General features: G+C 37.7%; 18 protein-coding genes. 7 read left to right on the top strand and 11 right to left on the bottom strand.

Features of this window, described 5'->3' with window-relative positions; translation table 11 throughout:
* Positions 1 to 87 precede the first annotated feature (87 nt).
* Positions 88 to 1,113, top strand: a complete 1,026-nt coding sequence (locus tag IPL24_01235) for an LLM class flavin-dependent oxidoreductase (protein ID MBK8362337.1) — start codon at positions 88 to 90, stop codon at positions 1,111 to 1,113.
* Positions 1,114 to 1,200: 87 nt separating this feature from the next.
* On the opposite strand, the gene IPL24_01230 is transcribed toward IPL24_01235, so the two are convergent.
* From IPL24_01230 to rocF, 4 genes are read right to left on the bottom strand one after another with little or no spacing between them, the layout of a single operon-like run.
* The gene (locus IPL24_01230; protein ID MBK8362336.1) at positions 1,201 to 1,632 is read right to left on the bottom strand and encodes a DUF4878 domain-containing protein; all 432 of its coding nucleotides are present in this window, start codon (positions 1,630 to 1,632) and stop codon (positions 1,201 to 1,203) included.
* 1 nt (position 1,633) lies between these two features.
* Positions 1,634 to 2,263 carry a hypothetical protein gene (locus IPL24_01225; protein MBK8362335.1) on the bottom strand — a complete coding sequence of 210 codons (630 nt, stop codon included), beginning with the start codon at positions 2,261 to 2,263 and terminating at the stop codon, positions 1,634 to 1,636.
* Between the two features lies 1 nt (position 2,264).
* Positions 2,265 to 4,076 carry an arginine--tRNA ligase gene (locus tag IPL24_01220; GenBank protein MBK8362334.1) on the bottom strand — a complete coding sequence of 604 codons (1,812 nt, stop codon included), beginning with the start codon at positions 4,074 to 4,076 and terminating at the stop codon, positions 2,265 to 2,267.
* Positions 4,077 to 4,089: 13 nt separating this feature from the next.
* A complete protein-coding gene (rocF, locus tag IPL24_01215; GenBank protein MBK8362333.1) occupies positions 4,090 to 5,034 on the bottom strand; it encodes an arginase in 945 nt (314 codons plus the stop codon).
* A gap of 140 nt (positions 5,035 to 5,174) precedes the next feature.
* Here rocF and IPL24_01210 point away from each other — a divergent pair, with 140 nt between their 5' ends.
* Together IPL24_01210 and IPL24_01205 are read left to right on the top strand one after the other, a co-directional pair.
* On the top strand, positions 5,175 to 6,578 hold the full coding sequence (locus IPL24_01210; GenBank protein ID MBK8362332.1) for an arginine decarboxylase: 1,404 nt from the start codon (positions 5,175 to 5,177) through the stop codon (positions 6,576 to 6,578).
* Between the two features lie 522 nt (positions 6,579 to 7,100).
* A complete protein-coding gene (locus IPL24_01205; protein MBK8362331.1) occupies positions 7,101 to 7,625 on the top strand; it encodes a VOC family protein in 525 nt (174 codons plus the stop codon).
* Positions 7,626 to 8,581: 956 nt separating this feature from the next.
* Here the strand turns inward: IPL24_01205 and IPL24_01200 are convergent.
* The 4 genes from IPL24_01200 to IPL24_01185 all read right to left on the bottom strand — a co-directional run bounded on the left by IPL24_01200 (position 8,582) and on the right by IPL24_01185 (position 14,722).
* Entirely contained in the window at positions 8,582 to 11,281 is a 2,700-nt protein-coding gene (locus IPL24_01200) for a hypothetical protein (protein ID MBK8362330.1), read from the bottom strand.
* Positions 11,282 to 11,605: 324 nt separating this feature from the next.
* A complete protein-coding gene (locus IPL24_01195) occupies positions 11,606 to 12,163 on the bottom strand; it encodes a fasciclin domain-containing protein (GenBank protein MBK8362329.1) in 558 nt (185 codons plus the stop codon).
* Between the two features lie 511 nt (positions 12,164 to 12,674).
* A complete protein-coding gene (locus IPL24_01190) occupies positions 12,675 to 13,628 on the bottom strand; it encodes a cation transporter (protein MBK8362328.1) in 954 nt (317 codons plus the stop codon).
* A 44-nt stretch (positions 13,629 to 13,672) separates the two neighbouring features.
* Entirely contained in the window at positions 13,673 to 14,722 is a 1,050-nt protein-coding gene (locus IPL24_01185) for a DUF2027 domain-containing protein (protein MBK8362327.1), read from the bottom strand.
* 208 nt (positions 14,723 to 14,930) lie between these two features.
* Here IPL24_01185 and IPL24_01180 point away from each other — a divergent pair, with 208 nt between their 5' ends.
* The 3 genes from IPL24_01180 (at position 14,931) to uvrB (ending at position 18,461) form a co-directional block, all read left to right on the top strand.
* Positions 14,931 to 15,581 (top strand): DedA family protein, encoded by a 651-nt coding sequence (locus IPL24_01180; protein MBK8362326.1) that lies wholly within the window; start codon positions 14,931 to 14,933, stop codon positions 15,579 to 15,581.
* Positions 15,582 to 15,602: 21 nt separating this feature from the next.
* Entirely contained in the window at positions 15,603 to 16,364 is a 762-nt protein-coding gene (locus IPL24_01175) for a shikimate dehydrogenase (GenBank protein ID MBK8362325.1), read from the top strand.
* An 84-nt stretch (positions 16,365 to 16,448) separates the two neighbouring features.
* Positions 16,449 to 18,461, top strand: a complete 2,013-nt coding sequence (uvrB, locus tag IPL24_01170) for an excinuclease ABC subunit UvrB (GenBank protein ID MBK8362324.1) — start codon at positions 16,449 to 16,451, stop codon at positions 18,459 to 18,461.
* Between the two features lie 130 nt (positions 18,462 to 18,591).
* Here the strand turns inward: uvrB and IPL24_01165 are convergent, their stop codons facing one another.
* Positions 18,592 to 19,056, bottom strand: a complete 465-nt coding sequence (locus IPL24_01165) for a GNAT family N-acetyltransferase (GenBank protein ID MBK8362323.1) — start codon at positions 19,054 to 19,056, stop codon at positions 18,592 to 18,594.
* Between the two features lie 298 nt (positions 19,057 to 19,354).
* On the opposite strand from IPL24_01165, the gene IPL24_01160 reads away from it, so the two are divergent.
* Positions 19,355 to 19,669, top strand: a complete 315-nt coding sequence (locus IPL24_01160; GenBank protein ID MBK8362322.1) for a rhodanese-like domain-containing protein — start codon at positions 19,355 to 19,357, stop codon at positions 19,667 to 19,669.
* A 58-nt stretch (positions 19,670 to 19,727) separates the two neighbouring features.
* On the opposite strand, the gene IPL24_01155 is transcribed toward IPL24_01160, so the two are convergent.
* Together IPL24_01155 and IPL24_01150 are read right to left on the bottom strand one after the other, a co-directional pair.
* Entirely contained in the window at positions 19,728 to 20,648 is a 921-nt protein-coding gene (locus IPL24_01155) for a DUF2279 domain-containing protein (protein ID MBK8362321.1), read from the bottom strand.
* A gap of 6 nt (positions 20,649 to 20,654) precedes the next feature.
* Entirely contained in the window at positions 20,655 to 22,331 is a 1,677-nt protein-coding gene (locus IPL24_01150; GenBank protein ID MBK8362320.1) for a gliding motility-associated C-terminal domain-containing protein, read from the bottom strand.
* Positions 22,332 to 22,492: the final 161 nt, after the last annotated feature.

Here is a 22,492-nt window from a genome sequence, read left to right as displayed (position 1 = left end):
TGACCGGGATTTTAGGGATTGCAGGGATTATCAGGATTGAAATGAAAGTGAAAAGTGAAGAATGAAAAGTGAAAAGAAAAAGAAATTATGGAAATAGGGATAGATAGTTTTGCTGCAGCAAGTGTGGGGAATGATGGGGAAACCGGAACGAAAAGCATGCTGGCGTTGGAACAGTTGCTGGAGCGGATTGAAATGGCGGATAAGGTTGGATTGGATCTTTTTGGGATCGGGGAACATCATCGCAGGGAGTTTTTGGATTCTGCACCGACAATGATATTGGCTGCAGCTGCTGCAAGAACGAAAAACATTATTCTGACGAGCGCAGTTACTGTGTTAAGTGCATCTGATCCTGTAAGAGTGTTTCAGAATTTTGCTACGCTTGATCTGATCTCAAAAGGTCGTGCGGAAATGGTTGTTGGTCGAGGTTCTTTTACTGACGCCTTTCCCTTGTTTGGATATAGTCTGCAAGACTATGATCAATTGTTTTCAGAAAAACTGGATCTCCTTTTAAAGATCCGTGACAATGAATTCGTGACATGGAAAGGAAAGTTTCGTCCGGAGTTGAATAACCAACCTGTTTATCCGCGGCCTTTGAAAAAGCATCTGCCTATCTGGTTGGGCGTTGGTGGAACTCCTGAATCATTTGTCCGTGCAGGAACACTCGGATTGCCATTGATGGTTGCAGTGATCGGCGGCGAAACACATCGTTTCAGGCCATTGGTAGATCTGTACAGAGAAGCCGGTAAACGCGCAGGACATGCTCCTGAAAAACTAAAAGTCGGATTGCATTCACTAGGATATGTCGCTGAATCAAGAGAGCAGGCATTGAATGATTACTATCCGGGCTATGCAGAAACATTTACAAGAATCGGAAGAGAACGCGGCTGGCCTCCGGTGACTCGTCCGCATTTCGATGCACAGAATGGTCCACGTGGTGCATTACTTGTTGGCGAACCGGAAGAAATCGCAGCAAAGATCATTCACCACAGTGAAGCGCTTGGAGGAATTTCAAGGTTTACCTTTCAGATGGATAATGCGAAGTTGCCGCATGAGAAGTTGATGCGGTCGATTGAGTTAATTGGGAGTAAGGTGGCGGGTTTGGTAAAGGTATGAGGTCAAAGGTCAGAGGTCAGAGGTCAGGAGGTCACGCTGCATCCTTGCGAGCAGCGTGACCTCTGACCTTTGACCTTGACCTAAAAACTACTTTACAGACGTCGTATCAGTATTAGTGGCTCCCAGATTAAAAATATTAGCATCCGATTCATTGATCGTCTCCTTGTTCATGGCTACTTTCCATTTGCCATTTTCTTTCTGGAGATTAAAGATCATTTCTTTTGGCTTACCGTCGACTTTTACGGTTACTTTGGCTTCGTCGCCGGTGATGGATTCATCGACAACATCGAATTTGGCATCTGACATAAAAGGCTCTGCTCCCATTTTCTTGAAACCACTCATCATATTTAACAGACGGTCTGTGTCGGCTGTACCAAAAGTTTTTGCTGCATCGTAATCGGCTTTTGCAATTGCTGCAAGAAATTTTTCAGTGATAGATGAAGGTGAATCGCTTTTTCCACAGGCAAAAAGTAAAACAGTAAGTGCAAGCACCGGAATGAAACGTGATAATTTTAGCATATCAATAATTATAAGAGTAGATTAAACGAGTTTGAGGATTCAGGTAAAGATTGTCGCAGGCAACATAATCAATCCCATTTCCATGTGACAAATTTATGAATTTTTCATTTCCATTAGCTGCTGTCAGAACTTTATACACTAATTCTGTACAGTACATTTGCTGATCCGAATTCAGGTCGAAATCGTTGTCAAAAGAAATTCCTTTCGAAAAGAAATCCATTATAACAGAATCAATTTTCATCGGATCAACCCCCGAACGGTAAACAGCAATTGAGGAATTGTCGGACTTATTGCAAAACGATGCCAATGGCTCAAGACGGATTTTATTACTTCGCTTCCCTTCTGCTGCCATTACATGGCAAACAAAAGTTTCTCCATTCCTGATAAAGATCATGCCGGCATGTGAATAATGCTTGTCAGTCTGAGAGAACGAACGCAGCGCATGCGAAACGAAACTTTTGCCTTCCCGAAGTACAATATCTCCGGGTAATAATTTTTCTGCAGGAATTTTTATTCCGGAAGTTTTTGAACTTGCTTCTGATCTGTTAAAGACAGATAATTCCGAGATCGAACAAAAACTGATCGTCACGAAAACAAGTGTTATCAAAAGATAATTTCCGAATTTGCTCATCTTACATTCTTTCAGGAACCGTGATTCCGATCATAGCCATACATTTTGAAATAACTAAAGAAGTCATTTCACTTAAATGCAAACGGAAGGATGTCGTTTCTTTTTGTTCAGCGTCTACGACAATATGCTCATGGTAAAAGTGATTATACGCTTTTGCAAGATCATATGAATAACCGGCAACCAATGCAGGATTGTATGCATCAGAAGCAGCCTTTATTATAGCAGGATATTGATAGATCAATTTGATCAGCAGTTTTTCTTCTTTAGATGGATCATGTGCAGTGAATTGATCGTTCGCTAATTTCATTGCACCGCCTTTACGAAGTACAGAACGGATCCTCGCATAAGTATAACTGATGAATGGACCTGTATTACCATTCATATCAATACTCTCAGCAGGATTGAATAACATTCGTTTCTTCGGATCAACTTTGAGAATAAAATATTTCAAAGCTGACATTCCGAGATTGTGATAAAGTTCTTTCGCTTCCGGCGAATCAAAATCATCGAGTTTACCTTGTGCTTTTGTTGCCATCTCCGCTTCTTCAACGATCTCTTTGATCAGATCGTCAGCATCAACAACGGTTCCTTCACGGGACTTCATTTTACCCGAAGGAAGATCCACCATTCCATAAGAAAGATGGAACAATTCAACATTGTCAAGTTTCATCCGGTTCTCGATGATCTTCTTTAACACTTTAAAATGGTAATCCTGCTCATTACCTACAACGTAGATCAACTTTTCAAGTCCGGGATAATCCTTAAACCGTAAAATTGCTGTTCCCAGATCCTGAGTAATGTAAACACTTGTTCCATCACTTCTTAACAGAACTTTTTTATCAAGACCTTCATCAGTCAGATCGACCCAGATGGAGTTATCAGCTTCTTTAATAAAAATATTATCCTTTACTCCATTCTCTACGATCTCTTTTCCTTTCAGATAAGTCTCGCTTTCATAATAGATTTTATCGAATGTAACACCAAGTTTTTTATACGTTACAGCAAATCCTGCATAGACCCAGTCGTTCATCTTTTTCCAAAGAGCGCGGGTCTCAGGATCATTTGCTTCCCATTTACGGAGCATTTCCTGGATCTCCAGATGCAGTGGAGCTTTTCTCTCTGCTTCTTCTTTCGACAAACCGTCGTTCTCCAGTTCTTCTACCTGGGCTTTATATTTTTTGTCATACAGTACATAATACTTACCGACAAAATGATCACCCTTCATGTGAGTCGATTCCGGAGTTTCACCATTACCGAATTTCATCCAGGCAAGCATTGATTTACAGATATGAATTCCTCTGTCGTTCACAAGGTTTACCATGATAACTTCATGTCCACCTGCTTTCAGAACATTTGAAACTGCAAATCCCAACAAATTATTTCTGATATGACCAAGATGCAAAGGCTTGTTGGTATTCGGCGAAGAATATTCAACCATCAATTTTAATGGTTTCGAATTTTCATCGGAATTTTTCTTTGGGTCAAATAAATTATCCTGATCTGAATTGATTGTGATCAGAAAATTTTTCCAGAATGTTTTATTGATACTTAAATTCAAAAAACCTTTCACAACATTGAATGACTCCAATGGAAAATCAGACTTACTGATGTACTCACCTATTTCCTGTGCAGTTTGCTCAGGTCCTTTACCGGCAGCTTTTGTGTATGGAAAAACAACCAGCGTTACATCGCCTTCAAATTCCTTCTTTGTTTCCTGCAACAGAATAGACGAAGCCTCTACATTCAGTTGGTAGAGGCTTTGTATTCCTGATGCAATTATATTTTTTAATTGCGATTCAAATCTTAGATTCATTCCGGGAGAGGGATCAATTCGTTAACTGACTTACGACACGCTGAAGGATCTCAAATGTGTTTTCGGCCATTAAATTTTCTTTATCGAGTGTCGGATTCACTTCCGAGATCTCGAAGCAACATACCTTTTCATTCTGAATAAGTCGGACTAGTAAACTGCCGGCTTCTTTCTCAGTAATTCCATTACGAACCGGAGTACCTGTTCCTTTAGAAATAGAAGAATCCATTGAATCCACATCGAATGAAATGTAGATATGGGAGCAGCGGCTTAGATGCGCCAATGTATCACGTGCAATTTTCTCAACACCGTTACGCTTCACTTCGCTCGTGCTGAAAATTTTCACTTTATGTTTCTTAAGCAAATAAGATTCTTCAGGTTCAACATCGCGCAATCCGATATAAACAACATCGCTGTATTCGATCTTCGGAGCAATTCCACCCAACTTTTTGATCTTGCCCCAAAGGTCTAAAGTTTCCTTATCGGGTTTGTTCATTTTGTTAGTGGCATTATCTTCATTCAAGACGGCAGCCAGTGGCATTCCATGCATGTTACCTGAAGGACTCGTCCATGGAGAATGAAGATCCGCATGTGCATCCACCCATATTACACCGATACGCTGCTTCGGGTAAGCCATGCGGATACCTGAAATAGTTCCGGCAGCAGTGCTATGATCACCGGCAAGGACGATCGGGAATTCATTATTCTTGAGAGAATTTCTGACCGCATTCGCAGTCCTTTCAAGAACGACATACATGCCTTTTATTCTCTTTGCATACGGACTACCGGGAGATTCAAACAGCAGATTATTTTCCGTTTGAACTTCAATTGAATCAATCTTCTTAAACAGATTGCTACCGTAGTCGAGCGCTGCAATCTTAATTGCATCAGGACCCATTGAAGCGCCTCGTGTTCCGGCACCGATCTCTGATTTCACTTCTACGATCTTTATCTTTTTCATACTCTGATTTATTTATCCGAAAAATCTTTTCCCTAACGTAAGTAATAAAAGTAAGTTACTTACTTTAGCAAAAATCTTTCAATCCAAGTCACCCGCATTTATCACTAATCCTCATCCCCAATTAAACTCAACGGTTTAGAATGAAGAATACCTATCGCGATCTGATCGAACAAACTTTTTACTTTCCCCAGGAAGGCTTTGAAGTAATCGACAACAACCTGCATTTTTACGGCATCGATTTGATGGAGATCATCAAGCAATACGGTACTCCGTTGAAAATCACCTATCTTCCTAAAATAGGTTCGCAAATTAAGAAAGCCAAGCGAATATTCAATGTTGCCATTGCAAAGGCAGATTACAAAGGTACATATACCTACTGCTATTGCACTAAAAGTTCCCATTTTTCTTATGTTTTGCACGAAGCTTTGAAACATGATATTCATCTGGAAACTTCATCAGCATTTGATATTCCGCTGATTAGGGCTTTACATGCTGACAAAAAGATAGATAAAAGCATTTTTATCATCTGTAACGGCTACAAAAGACCTCAATACATTGAGAATATTATCGGACTGTTAAATGATGGTTTTGAGAACGTTATCCCTGTTCTGGATAGCATGAACGAACTGTCACAATATGATAAGCGGATAAAAGGCCGTAAAAAAGTGAAAGTTGGGATCAGGATCGCTTCCGGCGAAGAGCCGAATTTCGAATTCTATACATCCAGATTAGGTATTCGTTATGATGAGATCCGTGACTTTTACATTAAAAATCTGAAGAAGAACAAGCGCTTTGAACTGAAAATGCTACACTTCTTTATCAATACCGGCATCAAAGACACAGCTTATTACTGGTCTGAACTTTCAAAATGTGTGAACGTTTATTGTGAGTTAAAGAAGATCTGTCCGACTCTTGATTCTCTGGATATCGGCGGTGGTTGGCCGATCAGAAAATCGCTGGGCTTTGAATACGATTACGATTACATGGCCGAGCAGATCATCAAACAGATTCAGACGACTTGTCGCGCACAAGGTGTAGAAGAGCCGAATATCTTTACAGAGTTTGGTAGTTTCACCGTTGCTGAAAGTGGTGCCACGCTCCTATCCATCGTAGACCAAAAACAGCAAAACGATAATGAGTTGTGGTACATGATCGATAGTTCGTTCATTACAACGCTTCCTGATACGTGGGGAATCAAGCAGAAATTTATTTTACTTGCGATCAATCATTGGGAAAAAGAACATAAGCGAGTAAACATAGGAGGATTAACCTGCGACAGCGACGATTATTACAATACAGAATCGCATGTTAATCAGGTCTACCTGCCTTCAGAAGAAAAACTCGAAGGTGAACCATTGTATATCGGATTCTTCCATACGGGAGCCTATCAGGAAAGTATAGGTGGTTATGGCGGAATACAACATTGTCTGGTTCCTGCACCGAAGATGGTTATCATAGACCGCGATGAAGATGGCGAAATCACCACACGATTGTTTGCGAAGGAACAAAGCGCGATTTCGATGATGAAGATACTTGGTTACTAGTGGTGAGTAGTAAGTGGTAAGTGGTAAGTAGCACTGTTTGCTTACCTCAAGTGCTTACAACAATTACATACTGCCACTAATGGTAAGTAGTGAGTAGTAAGTGGTGAGTAGCACTACATACATACTTCAAGTGGCTACATTTATTGACATTTTGCTAAATGTTAAATAAAAGAAACCATTTCCAATTTATCATGCAGTGCTACTCACCACTCACAACTTACCACTTACAACAACAACTTACAATTTCTAATAACCTCTTACTACTTCCGAATGATAGGCGGCATATTCATAAAAGCAAACGACCCGAAATACCTCGCAAGATGGTATGAAGACAATCTGGGTATTGGTTTTGGGACGGGAATATACTTTAGTTTCAAGTGGCGTAATCTGGTGCAGACGAATGACATTGGTTATACAGTTTTTTCTTTCTTCCCTGAGAACACAGATTATTTTTATCCGGGAACATCAGATTCAATGATCAACCTACGTGTAGCGGATCTTGATAATTTACGTATTCGCTTAATGCAGAACGGAGTTGAAGTCGACGATAAAGTTGAAAGCTACGATTACGGTAGGTTTGGCTGGGCAATAGATTGTGATGGAAATAAAATTGAATTATGGGAACCGGTTGACCGGGCATTCGATGATTACCATAAGCCTTTGGAATTATTTGGACACGTAACAGGACTTGGTGGAATTTTCCTTAAGTGTAGTGATGTTCAGCAATCAGTAGAATTTTACAGTAAAAATTTTGGAATGGATTTCACAACGTCCTACTACGATATGCAATGGCGCGATTTAAATCAGCCTGACGTAATTGAGAATACTTACTTGTCATTTTTTTCGCAAGACTCAAAATATTTCGGCAGATCATCAAAAGATTTTATGCTTAATTTCAGAGTGAAACATCTTGAAGAATTACTAAAAGAATTACGCTCTTCGGAAATTGAAGTTGATGAAAATATGGAAACATACGATTATGGAAAATTCGGATGGATCTATGATCCGGAGGGAAATCGGATTGAGTTGTGGGAACCTGTTGCTTGAAATCAGAAGTCAGAAATTAGAAGTCATAAAGGCTCGCATTATTTTCGATATTAAGGTTCTCTTTAAAAGTCATCTAAGCCTAATTGTTTAGTACATGTAAATGTATTTTGAGAAAAACGGTTAGCAATGTATTATTAAATTTAATTTGGCGTTTCATTAATTGAAATTTTGGATATGTTAATTTAAAATGGATAATTTTTTTTTGATTAAATGTAATTTCAATCATAGGAAGACTGGAATTTTTAAATGTAAAATTGGTATTTAATAATTGGAAACAATCGATTAAATCACAGGTCGCCCCTACGGGGCTATTAGGCAGGTGTATTGTTTTTTCTACAAACAGGTCGCCCCTCTGGGGCTAACATACATTTACATTTCAAAATATTGGTTTTAACCTAAGCTTATATCTATCTTATATCAATTACACAGTATCCGTACAAAGCATATCCCCGTCAGAAACGAACTGTTATAGAACGAAACATACGCATTACGAATTAGTCCCGTAGGAACGACCTGTGATTAAATGTAATTTAAATGATAGGAAGAATGGATTTTTTGAATGTAAAATTGGTATTTAATAATTGGAAACAATCGATTAAATCACAGGTCGCCCTCTGGGGCTAACATACATTTACATTTTAAAATATTGGTTTTAACCTAAGCATATATATTACTTTTATCAATTACGCAGTATCCGTACAAAGCATAGCCCCGTCAGGGGCGACCTGTTTGTAGAACGAAACATACCCATTACGAATTAGCCCCGTAGGGGCGACCTGTAAATTGATTGATTGTTTAATTGGAACAAATTTCCAAAATTGAAATAATAGAAAAACATCTAAAAATTAGAAAACAACCTTAGATCAGAGACTAATTCGATTTACGAATTATAAATCTCGTATAACGATTTTCAAACAAACGCCTGCAACAGCACCCATTGAATTACGAAATATGAATTACGGTTTCGAGATCATTTTTCCGTAATTGTTTTCCACCACACTTCCATCCGACGATTCTGAAATTTTATTTCCGGTAACATCTGACGGTAAATAGCCGGTTAAGAATTGCTGCATATTATTTTCAACGATGGAAAGGTCTGATGTATCTACTACTCCATTCTGATCGATATCTCCACTATAAATTGCAAAGAATCCATTTCCCAGATTTTTCAGATTATTGCCAAATGCTTTTAAAGCATTATCCGAAAATGAATACGTGACTGACAAACTATTAAATAATACCGGCGATGCACTCCATGTCTGTATTGAATTTCTATGTTTCACCACCAGGTATAAAGTTTGACCAAGAAGATTTGAAGGAAAAATAAATACTCCATTTCCAAATCTATCAATTGTTTTTTTATCAGTATAAACTGTAGAATATGGACTTGCTGCTGAGTGAAGTTCAATGGTAATGGAATCGCACAAGAGAGGTGAAATTACTGAATCGATCGCTGCAGCCATTTTACCATTCGACTGATAAAATCCTTCAATCAGTACATTTAAATTCAGTGTAACAGAGCAATTTTCATCAACCAAACCATTACAATTATCATCAATACTATTACCGCATATTTCCGCCTGAGCCATATGGTCAATCAATCGAATATCATCAATTCTATATTGAGTTGTATTGGTTGTTGTAAATTTTATCGACAAATTCGGAGAAGATGGAATCGTTCCCGTAAGGGTTGTATAATTCCAGGAAGAATTCAATGGCAATGCCGGCATTGTAAGATCAGAGTAATTTGTTCCATCAGTACTTACCTGGATCAGCAAATCACTTCCATCAGAGGAAGCAACACTTTTTAAAACGCCAAATGACAATTCAGTATTGAAGTTGGCGGAAGTATTAATTCCTGAGATAATAAAATTTCTTCCACTGGCAGTAAAAAAAACATTAGCTCCACCGGATGCAGTAGCATATCCGTTTGAGGAAGTTGTGATTCTTATATCAGCCGTACCGGACATTGTTAAATTATCATTATCGAAACCATTGTTGGTTTCGTGTGATGCGATTGATGTTGTTGCTGCAACTGTTCCTATGCTTTCATCGACTAATACAACTTCTGATTGCAAGCCAGCATTGATAATTATTGAAGTTGCAGGCATAGCATTATTGGAGGGATTGATATCTCCGGACAAAACTGAGTTTGCATTGAATAAATAATTTCCGGGCAGCATCATATTGTAAGTAGATGAGAAAGTAACATCCAAAGTTGCTCCGGCTGATAAAATTCCCGAATTGATCACTTGACTAAAAGGAAAATTTGCTGAAGCAGGATCTGTTACCTGCATATTTATTGTAGCAGGAGTATTAGAAAAATTAATTGAGGACAAACCGAAATTTTGAATTCTAACTTTCAGTTCAGAATTTAATGTCGGGCAAATATTAGTTGAAGGAGAAAGTAAATTTATTACACCCAGATCAGGGGTATTACAATTTCCATCAACAGTAATATAATTTGATTTTGTAATTGAATTTGTCCCTGCAGAGTTGGTAACTGATAAAGAAATAGTTTTTGTACCAGCAGTAGTATATGAAACTGAATGCGGACCTACAGTTGATGCAGTAGCAGGAGTTGCACCTGACCCAAAATTCCATGCGTAAGACGTATTTCCTGAAGTTGAATTATCAGTAAACGTTGTAGCTTGTCCGGTGCATACAGTCAATGGACTTGCAAAAAAATCAGCCGTTGGTGGAGAAATTGTATTCTGAGTCGCAAGCCAGATCGTCATATTCATTAAAAGTTTTCTATGATTTCCTCCTGCATCCTGAGTGTAGCCGAAAAATAATCCGTCATTCGGATCACCGGTTCCGTCATCGCAAGGTGAGCTATCACCTATTGCTGCAACTTTCCCGCTTCCGAACCTTGCATAAGCACACATTACATTTGTATTTCCAAAAGAAGATCCTGTTTTGTAGACAACACCTTTAACGCTTGAATTTTGAGCAGGTGAAAGAGTTAATGAAGTTCCTCCTGCAAATTGTACTTGAGTAACGTTACCTGCCGGTCCATGAAGTATAGAATCGTTGGGCAGATTGGGTATATTAGAAGTTGTTTGTGAAAAATCAACTAAATCGAATGACATTCCAAATGGATTATTCTGAACGGTATTATTTGTCATCAGATCATTCCAGATAAAAGGAGAATCTTCGCCATCATTATTTCTATCAGAAATTGTATGATCAGCTACCATGAATAGTCCGCCCCCATTTTGTACAAAGGTTAGTATAGCAGTTTTCTGTGCCGCAGTAAAAAGTATATTCGGTTCACAAACGATAAAGACATCATAGTTCGACAAGTCCTGCAAATTTGAAGAATTGCCATAAGTAATTGAGCCGTTATAAGGCAACGATTCAACAATGTAATTCCGGTTTACACAATCAATTCCCCAATAAGAAAGTCCGCCATCCCAGTATGTCTCAGCTGTTGATGCAGTAATCCCCGACTGTGCCGGTGAAGGAATTCTTTGTGCATTGGATTCATTTCCTCCGTTTAAAATAGCGGGGCCAGTAGAAAATCCTAAATTTCTTGAGCTTGCATCAATCACCCAGTCTGCATTTCCCGCAGCTTCTGCCTTTGAAGCATCAAACAATATTTTTATGGATTGGCTGATTGAATCATCGCTTCTGAAAATAAAAAGTACGAACAAAAGAATTGCAAGCTTTTCTTTTTTTGAAAAAATATTTCAATAATTGAATAAGAAATTCCGACAACCGATTATTAATTGAAAGCATAATTAATTTTAAATGAAAGAATCTTTCAGCAGGAAAGTTCAATCCTTTTATAGCATATCGCAGGGATGCTTTACAAATCTAATTTTTTTTACCAAAGTGCAAAAGTTGAAATAAAAATAGTTGATATAAATCCGATTTCAGAGCGAATTTATCCTGAAATAATCCAATTCTGTTTATTAAATGAAAAAAAACGGCCGGAATTTAATACCGACCGTTTCGCTTACACATTAAAATACAAATTACATTTTTGGTAAAAGCACTTTATCTAAAACATGAATTACGCCATTGCTTTGATACACATCATACGTTGAAATATTTGCTACTCCACCATTTTCATCTTTAACAGAAATGTTATGACTTCCATTCATCATAAACGTAAGAGAACCACCTGCAACAGTTTTCATTGATACAGTACCTTTGCCATCTTTTATAGCTTTAGAAATTGTATTAAAGTCATACTTACCTGCCAATACATGATACGTGAGAACTCCTGATAATTTCGATTTATTTTCAGGTTGAAGTAAGGATTCAACTGTTCCTTGTGGTAAATTTTCAAATGCATCATTAGTAGGTGCTAAAACTGTAAAAGGTCCTTTACCTTGCAGAGTTTCAACCAGTCCTGCTGCTTTCACTGCAGCCACCAATGTTGTGTGATCTTTTGAATTGACTGCATTTTCAATAATGTTTTTAGCAGGATACATTGATTCACCACCTACCATTGTGTTACCTGTCTGAGCAAAAATTACACCCGCATTTAGCGTCACAGCCATAGCTGCAAAAAGAATTTTCTTTTTCATAGAATTGTTGTTTAATAAGTTTTTTAGAATGTTATTGATCTGTTTGAATAGATAAACGGGATTTATTTGCAACTGGATTTATTAACTAATAACAAATTACTCCTGTCAGAAAAAATTATTTTCATTTGAAAGTAATTTCTCACATCGAAGCCAATTCTTTCAATTTTATTTTTTTGTTTGGCCAAAAAAAGAAACAAAAAAAGGCGACCACGCGCACCAAATCATTTGAAATCTTATTATTGGGTACAGCCCTGATTCAACTTTTCAAATGATTTCGCGCAGCGCGTGGACTCCCTCGCACAAGAACTGCTTTTTCTTTGATTCAAAAAGATGTATGTCAAGAAAATGTGGAGGCTTGCTAGAAATTTATTCTGCGAACAATTAATTTAAAAATTATGAATTTTCAACTAAAATTATTGAATTTGATTTTTGTTTTTTTTTGTTGTTTAAAAATTTTTTAAAAGGGAAAAAATCAAAGATGGAAGTGAAAGTACTATTATAAAATTATTAATTAAATCTGGTGTGGTTTGTTTTTCATTATTAAAGGAAGATCCCACTCAAGTTTCTTTTTGAAATCATGTTGTCTGACCGGACAATTTTCTACGGCGCAAATTGGACAGCCGGTAGGTAAGCAAGGATCGGTATGGATAAAGAATTCGACCCGGTTTTCGAATTGTTTATTTACCAGGACTTCAAGTGCTTTAACTTCTTCATGAGATTTCTGGAGATTGTCGTACCAGGGTAAAGTCAAATGGAGATCAACATGTAAAGATGATCCGTATTTCACAACGCGGAGATTATGAATATCTATCCACGCAGGTCGTCGCCCTTGATTCAAAACGTCGACAAGTTCCAGCACTTTATCAAAATCAGTCTCATCCATTAATCCGGCCATTGAATTTCTCAGTAAACGATATCCAACAAACAGAATATAAATTCCAAGTGCAATTGTCAGAATAGAGTCGATTATTTTATAGCCGGTAAGTATGATCAAACCTAAACCGATCAGGAGTACAATAGACGAAACGGTATCAGATACAAGATGCTGACCATCGGCGATTAATGTTGTTGAATGTAATTTTTTTCCTTGACTGATCATATATCGACCCATCAGATAATTTAGAATTGCAGCGCCGGTGGTTATTGCAAGTCCAATGTCGAGTTGATGGATTTCTACCGGAGAAGAAAATGATTTGATTGCCTGATAGATCATACCAATTCCGGCGAAACAGATCAGTGCGCCTTCAAATCCGACAGCAAAGAATTCCATCTTTCCGTGACCATACGGATGATTTTCATCTTTTGGTCGTGAAGCATACACTAGCGTAAAAAGTCCGAAACCGGCAGCAACAATATTAATGATCGACTCCAAAGCATCCGTCAAAATTGCATTTGAATGCGTCAGGTGATATGCAAAAAATTTCAGTATGGTAAGTAGTGCTCCTGCAAAAAGTACCCGGCGCATGATCCGGATCTTTTTTTTAAATTCAAAATGATGAGTCTTCGTGATCATATAAATTCAACTTCCGTAGCACCGTTCCCATATTTCTCAATTGGAGCATCGGTATAACGGATATTTGGAAACCGCTTAAGTTCTTCCCGGATAGAACTTCGCAAAACTCCGGCACCAACACCATGGATAAAAACAATTTTATGTAATTTGTCGATCAGAGCCTTGTCCATTTCCTGCATGAAAAAATTGATCTGATATGAAATGATCTGTGCATTTGACATTGAAGAATAATCTTTGATCAATTCTTCAATATGCAAATCGACAACTTTCTGGCGGGTTAAAACAACAAAGCGGCTGGATTTGTTTTTCGTTTTCGCATTTAAATTTCTGGCTTCTGCTTCTTTTTTATCTTTATACTTATCGAGTAGCCCAACGATATCAACTTCTGTCATTTGTTTGACCTCATGTAAAGGCAAAAGAAGAATTGTATCATCTCTGTCATAGAACTTCTTTCTCAAATCTGCATTCATGAAATCAGAAGAATTGAATTGAAGTAGTTTCGTATCCGGATTTTTAGGTTTGAACTCTTCCTTTTTAAAGAAAAGAAATTGAAATTCGAAACCGTCAAACCGGTAGATTTCGTCCTGAGAAAATACTCCGATCAAACTTTCGTGGTTAGAATTTAACACTCCTGAATGAATTCCTGCACGGAAATTCCCCAAACGTTTAAGGCAAGTGAAACAAATTGAATAATCCGTATTATTCAGCAGGAAAATCTCAACATCAGTCGTTAAAGGATTTTTTTCATCTAAAAGTCTGATGGCAGCATAGATCGTATTATCATCTTCAAGGGAAGAAATTATCGGGATGGAACTCTTTTGAACCGGTGGAGGTGAACTGGATTTAGGAACTGAGGATGATTCGTTTAGATCATTCTGCACCTCTTCAAGAGTCAACTCAATTCTGACCAGATATCGTTCTTCCGATACATGTGTAAAGCCATGACTATCCCTCACTTCAACACGACCGTGCGATAAAACACTGGCTATTGTTCCTTCTATTGATTCGTTCAAAAAGCGGACTTTATCGCCTATATTTAGCTTCATTCTGACACAATTATGACAAATGCAAGTTACCTAAATCATCCTTTTAGTGAACAGTTTGTTAAGGTATTTTTCCAAATCTTGTAAACAAAAAAGATGTATGAAATAATATCAAAATTAATACTATTTATTCCAAAATTATTACCTTTACACCAAGAGAAAAAACTGCGAGTAACCACATTGGTGTTGAGCTTCGAATCTTTTAAGCCGTATGGAAATTTTTGAACAATTCATTGACTTTGTTCTGCATATTGACAAACATCTGGAAGCAATTGTCAAAGAGTATCACAAAGCAACTTATTTAATTCTTGCATTGATCATCTTCTGCGAGACTGGATTAGTTGTCATGCCGTTTTTACCGGGTGATTCTTTACTGTTCGCAGCAGGAGCATTGGCAGGTGCAGGCCTATTAAATTTGTGGATCTTAATTCCGATCTTATTTATCGCCGCATTTGTAGGTGACAATCTGAATTTTGCTGTCGGGAATTTTATCGGGGACAAATTAGTCAATTCAAAAAGAAAATTAATTAAGCAAGCCTATCTGGACCGGACTCATGCATTTTATGAAAAGCATGGTGGCAAGACAGTAATTCTGGCTCGTTTTATTCCAATTGTAAGAACTTTTGCACCGTTTGTCGCGGGCTTAGGAAGTATGTTATATCGTCGTTTTTTACTTTTCTGCATAGCAGGCAATGTGATCTGGATCTTTCTCTTCACAATTGCCGGTTACCTACTGGGTAGCAATGAATGGGTCAAATCCCATTTTTCTTTAGTAACGCTGGGAATTATCGGAGTTTCGGTATTGCCGGTTATCATCGGATTTTTAAAATCAAAATACAGTAAAGTTAATCTGCGCAATTAAACAATTAAAAAAAGGAAAAAAATGAAAAAATTTGGCTTGTTCGGTACTCCTTTAGAACAATCGTACTCCAAGAAATTCTTTACTGAGAAATTTCAACGGGAAGGTCGAAACGATTGTGTCTATGAAAATTTTGAAACTGAGAATATTTACGACCTCAAAAAGATCGTTCGTGAAAATCCGGAATTGATGGGACTCAATATCACTATCCCGTTTAAACAGGACATTATTCCAATGCTTGACAATTTAGATGATATTTCACAGAAGATCGGAGCTGTGAATACCATCAAGATCATTCGTCAGGATCAAACTAAATTTGAACTTCATGGCTACAACACAGATGCCTGGGGATTTGAATTGGCTATCCGCCCTATCCTTCGTCCACATCATCGTCGGGCGTTGATTTTAGGAACAGGTGGTTCAGCAAAAGCGGTAAGTTATGTATTCAGAAAGTTGAACATTGAGCATTTCTTTGTAACAAGAGAAGATTCAAGATTTCACTATACTTATGCAGACTTGAATAACAATACTATGAAGGCTTTCCAAATCATTGTAAATACTACACCACTTGGAATGTTCCCTAAAGTAAACGAATGTCCTAACATCCCGTATGAATTTCTGACTCACAAGAATCTTTGTTTTGACCTGATCTATAATCCGGCGCAAACATTATTCCTGGAAAAGTCGAAAGATGCAGGTGCATTTATCCACAATGGTTTCAGAATGCTTCGACTACAAGCAGAGAAATCATGGGAAATCTGGAACGAACCGGCATACGCACAATGATCAATTTAAATAATTGAAATAAAAAAAGGTTGTCGTTAAGTTCGGCAACCTTTTTTTTATTTTTGTATCTCTCAAATCCTTTCCATGGCCTTTTCACTTACTTCCGAATTTCTGCCTACAGGCGATCAGCCACAGGCAATTGATCAACTCGTACAGGGAATTTTACGAGGGGATCAGGCGCAGACATTACTCGGTGTTACCGGTTCAGGTAAAACGTTTACTGTTGCAAACGTAATCGACAGGGTTAAGAAACCAACGCTGATACTTTCGCATAATAAAACTCTGGCTGCACAATTGTATGGAGAATTCAAACAGTTTTTTCCAAACAATGCAGTTGAATATTTTGTTTCTTATTACGATTACTACCAGCCGGAAGCTTTTATTCCTTCAACTAATACTTACATAGAAAAAGATCTGGCCATCAATGATGAAATTGAAAAACTTCGTTTAAGTACTACCACTGCCCTACTTTCAGGACGGGAAGATGTGATAGTTGTAAGTTCCGTTTCCTGTATTTATGGTATTGGAAATCCTGCAGATTTTAAAAGCAATACGATCAGAGTAAAAGAAGGTGATAAGATCAGCAGGAATAAATTTTTACATCAACTTGTTACTTCATTATACTCACGGACAGAAACTGAATTCACCAGAAGTAAATTCCGTGTGAAAGGTGAAACTGTAGATGTGTTTGTTGCCTATGGTGATATAGCCTATCGTTTCAGTTTCTTTGGAGATGAAATTGAGGAGATAACTACAATTGATCCTGTATCAGGAAAGACAATAGAAAAAAATAATGCAGTTACTATTTATCCTGCTAACATTTTTGTTACCAATGCCGACAGACAACTCGAAGCAATCTGGATGATCCAGGAAGATATGGTCAAGCAAACTGATTATCTGCGTTCGCTTGGAATGAATCTGGAAGCAAAAAGACTTGAAGACAGAGTTACCTATGATCTGGAAATGATCCGGGAATTGGGTTATTGTTCGGGAATTGAAAATTATTCGCGGTACTTTGACGGCAGACAAATTGGTGCAAGACCGTTTTGTCTGATTGATTATTTTCCTGACAACTTTTTAATGGTCATTGATGAAAGCCATGTAACTGTTCCACAAGTCAGAGCAATGTATGGCGGTGACAGAAGCAGAAAACAGAATCTTGTTGAATATGGTTTTCGTTTACCTTCTGCACTTGATAATCGCCCTGTAAAGTTTGACGAGTTTGAAGTTCTTCTTCCACAGGTAATTTCTGTAAGTGCTACGCCGGCTGAATATGAACTTCAGCAAAGTGAAGGAGTTGTCGTGGAACAGGTCATTCGTCCGACGGGGTTACTCGATCCTGTCATAGAAGTCAGACCAAGTATCAATCAAGTAGATGATCTGCTTGAAGAAATTCACAAAACTATTGCAAGTGGTTCACGGGTGCTTGTAACGACACTTACTAAACGTATGGCAGAAGAGCTTGCAAAATATCTGACAAGGTTAAATATTAATTGCAGGTATATCCACTCTGAAGTAGATACATTAGAGAGAGTTGAAATTTTACGTGATCTGCGTCTGGGAAATTTTGATGTATTGATTGGAATTAACTTGCTCCGGGAAGGATTGGATCTTCCTGAAGTTTCATTGGTTGCAATTCTTGATGCAGACAAAGAAGGTTTTTTAAGAAGCAATCGTTCGTTAACTCAAACTGCCGGTCGTGCAGCCAGAAATGTAAATGGCAAAGTTATTTTTTATGCAGACAAGATGACTGAGAGTATGCAGAAGACAATCGACGAAACAAATCGAAGAAGAGAAATTCAGCATAAATATAATCAGGAACATGGATTGGTTCCTGTTCAGATCAACCGGACGATGGAGAGTATTATCGGACAGACAAAAGTTGCTGATAAAAAGATTGCTGAAGCGAAGGCTTACATTGAATCAGAGCAAAAAAATCTGGCAGCTGATCCTTTGTTACAATATCTCAGCAAAGATGAAATCAAAAAAATGATCAGTCTGACGAAAAAAGAAATGGAGAAAGCCGCAAAAGAACTCGACTTTGTTGAAGCGGCAAGGCTACGGGATGAGATGTTTGAGTTGGAGAAAAGAATGTAAGTGGAATGAAGTGGAATGAAGTGGAATGAAGTGGAATGAAGTGGAATGAAGTGAAATGAAGTGAAATGAAGTGAAATGAAGTGAAATGAAGTGAAAAGTGACTGTAAATAAAAATAAACTCCTCATATTACTATTGCAATAAAAGCTGCATCTTAAAAGTTACACGCTTAAAAACAGGATGAGTGTATTCTTCAGAAGTTTTAACGAAGCCGAATTTTTCGTAGAGATGAATTGCGGCTTTCAATGGGACAGCCGTTTCAAGTGTGATCAGATCAGCTTTTCTTTCTTTTGCAAACTCGATACAAGCTTTCATCAAAAGTGAACCAATACCATTTCCTTGCACATTTGGATCAACTCCCATTTTTATCAGTTCAAAGATTGAACTCGATTCAGGAACGATAGCGCACGTCCCGACAGCGATATTACCATTAAGGGCAAAAAATACCCCGCCTCCTTTTTCAATAATTTTCTCCGGATTTCTTAGTAATACTTCGTCTTCCGGAGTAATAAAATAATAATGATTCAACCATTGAGCATTCAACGTGTAAAAGTCATCTTTAAAATTTGGAGTGAAATGCACTATTCTAATATCCATACGTCTTTTATTTATGAAATAATTCCAAGTGAAACTTATTTTATAAAAATCAGTTTTACAAATTCCGAACATGGTCCGGTTTTGAAATTTTTAACCGGATTTATATTGCTTCGCTTTTGGTATATTCATTCAATATTGAACAAAATCAAGGTAAGAATAAAAATATGTAATTAATTAGGTATAATGATTATTTATTGCTGTTAAAAAGTTCGCAAAAATGCTTACAGTAACTGCATAAAATCCAAAAATATCTTAAATTTGTGTACCCACACTAAAATAATATTCATAACCCACGCCTATGAAAGAAATCACAGTACAAGAATTAAAACAGAAACTCGACAATAGTGAAGATTTTCAATTGATCGATGTAAGAGAACCATTCGAATATGAAATTTGTAATCTCGATGGTGAATTGATTCCAATGGGAATTATTTTAAATGAAACTGAAAAGATCTCAAAAGACAAAACTGTAATCATTCATTGCAAATCCGGTGGACGCAGCGGAGCAATTGTTAATGAGCTTGAAAAAATTGGTTTTACTAATCTCTACAATCTTAAAGGCGGCATATTAGCCTATGCCAGGGAGATCGATCCTTCATTGACCTCTTATTAAATTATTCTACAAAGAGTATTATTCCCTAAGATAATACTCTTTTTTGAACTATTTTATTTTAAAAATAAGCCAACCTACCAATCGTTTTTCTTCCGGGTGAAAATTCTAATGTCGGCAATGGCAGATGAATGATATTTATAAGTTTAAATGCTCCTTTTAAAAAAGATGAGCGCGTTTGAATCTTAGACAATTCAATATCAAATGCCAGATAATATTGACGGTATCGTTCGAATTCAGGCAATGTTCTTCCATCTACTTCCTTTGGATTGAAATCACCGCCGGTCATTCCTTCTGCACCGAAGCCTACTGCAAGATTCAACCATTTTGGAAACCTGAAACTTTCACTCATAAATGACGCCGGGTTAATACAAACCCAGCTTGTCAATCCATTATAGTCTTTCAAAATATTTTCAGGTAGATTACTCCCTAATACATCCGGACGATATTTAGAAAATTCGGTCTGATGAAATGAATACTTCAGGATAATGCGTTGCTCTTTCCATCCTAACTGTTGTGCTCCAAAGAGCAACACGCCACCGGTGTTACAAGCAAGGTCACCGGTACTGAATCCCCATTCAGATGAAAAACCATCAAAGACCTCAACAGTTGTCTGAAATAAAAATGCAATTCCACAGCCATAAAGTGTTGATCTCTTATTGTCGTATCCGGCCCACTGATATAGATGTGTCAAAGGCTTGGCAATACTATAGGCATCAAAAAAATGTGCATACTTATCCATTTGAAGCCATTCAGAATTATCATTGAATAAATGGAATGAACTCTGTGGATAATCACGGTACCATTGTGTATACAGCCACGACATACTTATCGGATATAAAGCTGCAGTGGAATAGTTCAGTAAACGAATTCTGCAGGTGTCAGGGACAGGACTTTTTTCGAAGAAAGAAAGTTTATTTCTGGCATGCGAAAACTCTACACAACAAAACACAACAATTATAAATAACAGAAATCTCTTCATATAAAATTAGCGGATCAAAACAACTTTCCCCGTTTTTTCTATTTCATTATTTTTTGCAATTGTAAATATTGACTGGTAAACATATACACCATCATGTACTGAATGTCCATTGTATTTACCATCCCAACCGTTCAATATACTGTTTGATTCAAAAATTAATTCGCCCCAACGATCAAAAATCCTGAGCTTGAAATTTTCAGGCTCTGATCCAACACCTGAAAAAATTTCATTAATTCCATCTTCATTCGGAGTGAAAGCATTCGGAAAAAGTATATCACTCAGACAATCTTCTTCAACGATCAATGAATCTGTTGTACGACAACCGGCTGCATTTGTAACAGTCAGGAAAATATTTCCTGAAGCTGTGATCAGATATAAAGAATCCGTAGAACCATCCTGCCATTGGTAAGTTGAAAAATTCCTGATCAGTAATGGAATTGTTGAACCGGGACAAATTAACAAGTCGCTACCTATATCTACTGTTGGCCTGGCATCAGGTCCTTCTCCTACTACCGTGGTAACTGAAAGTCCACAGGCAGCGGTATCACTAATTAATGCAGTATACTCACCTACCGGTAAATTCCTTATTCCGGGAGCAGTTTGTACAGGAGATGTATTCCATTCAACAATTGTTGAAGGTCCGTGACCTTGAAGAACAACCATTGCAGTTCCATTACTATCGCCCTGACACGTCACATCAGTAGAAGAAATTGCTGCGTCAATAATTTTCACTTGTTTGGTAATTAAAGTGTCGTTAGCACAATCACCACCGCCGGTTAAAGTAACATTGAAAGTACCGAAGGTTGAAAACGAATGATTTTGTGATGGAGCTGCAGAAGTATTATCAGTCGAGCCCGGATCTCCGAAATTCCAATTGTAAGTATCAATGCAATTTGAAAGAACAGTACTGAAATTGTATGTCGAATTACCGATACAATTAAATGTAAAATCAACCGGAGCAGTTGTCGGTGCAATTCCAACATAGAAGTCATCGAAAGCAAAACCATCATAGTCGTTACAGGTAGTACCGCTACCAAACGTAAATCTGAAGATCACCTGTGGCTGATTAGCCACTTGCGGAACACAGTGGGTTGCCCGAAGCCAGGTAGCAGATCCTCTTCCACCATTACAGGAACCGCTGGTTGCCTGAGTAGTTCCTGACCAACCGGCAGTAGAACCACCAAGTCCGTTTAAATTTGTTATGCCGGAATTGTTATACCAGTTTGAAACGTTACAATTTACAGAATCCCCTGCAGCGCCAATTGTGCTCCATGAATTTCCACCATTAAGAGAATACTGAAGATTGGCACCATCATAAGTTAATTCCGTATCCCAAAAAACCAGAACAGATATGAAGGGTTTATTGAGGGTCGTAAAATCAAAACAAGGACTTTGCACCCATGACTTCTCTCCATAATTGTAGAAAGAAGCAGATGTACCACCGGTGATCCAGCATTTTGTTCCATCACCTGCAGAACTGATCACAGGTTTTGAAGGAGTACCCCAAACCCAGTCGTTGTTTGTTCCAATTGTGGTCCAATTTGCCATACCAGTTTCGAAACTCTCACGATAAGGAAAAGTATTGATCACTGCTGAACATTGTCCGAAAGAACGAACACATTCAACAAAAATCAATGTAAAAGTTAATAAAAGCCCGTAATAACGGCTTGTTTCGAATTTCATGAGTTATTACAAAAAAAAGCAAAAGCAGCTACGGGGCAAGTTAAATTTCATTTACTCTTAGATTAGGTCAAAGGTCAAAGGTCAGAGGTCACGCTGCATGCAAGTAAGCTGCGTGACCTTTGACCTTTGACCCTTTACCTAAAGAGTCTATTCAGTAAACA

Source organism: Bacteroidota bacterium (genome assembly GCA_016711505.1).
GTDB lineage: Bacteria > Bacteroidota > Bacteroidia > AKYH767-A > 2013-40CM-41-45 > JADKIH01.
Note: the sequence above shows the minus strand (reverse complement) of the source record. Positions and strands in the feature narration are given on the sequence as shown.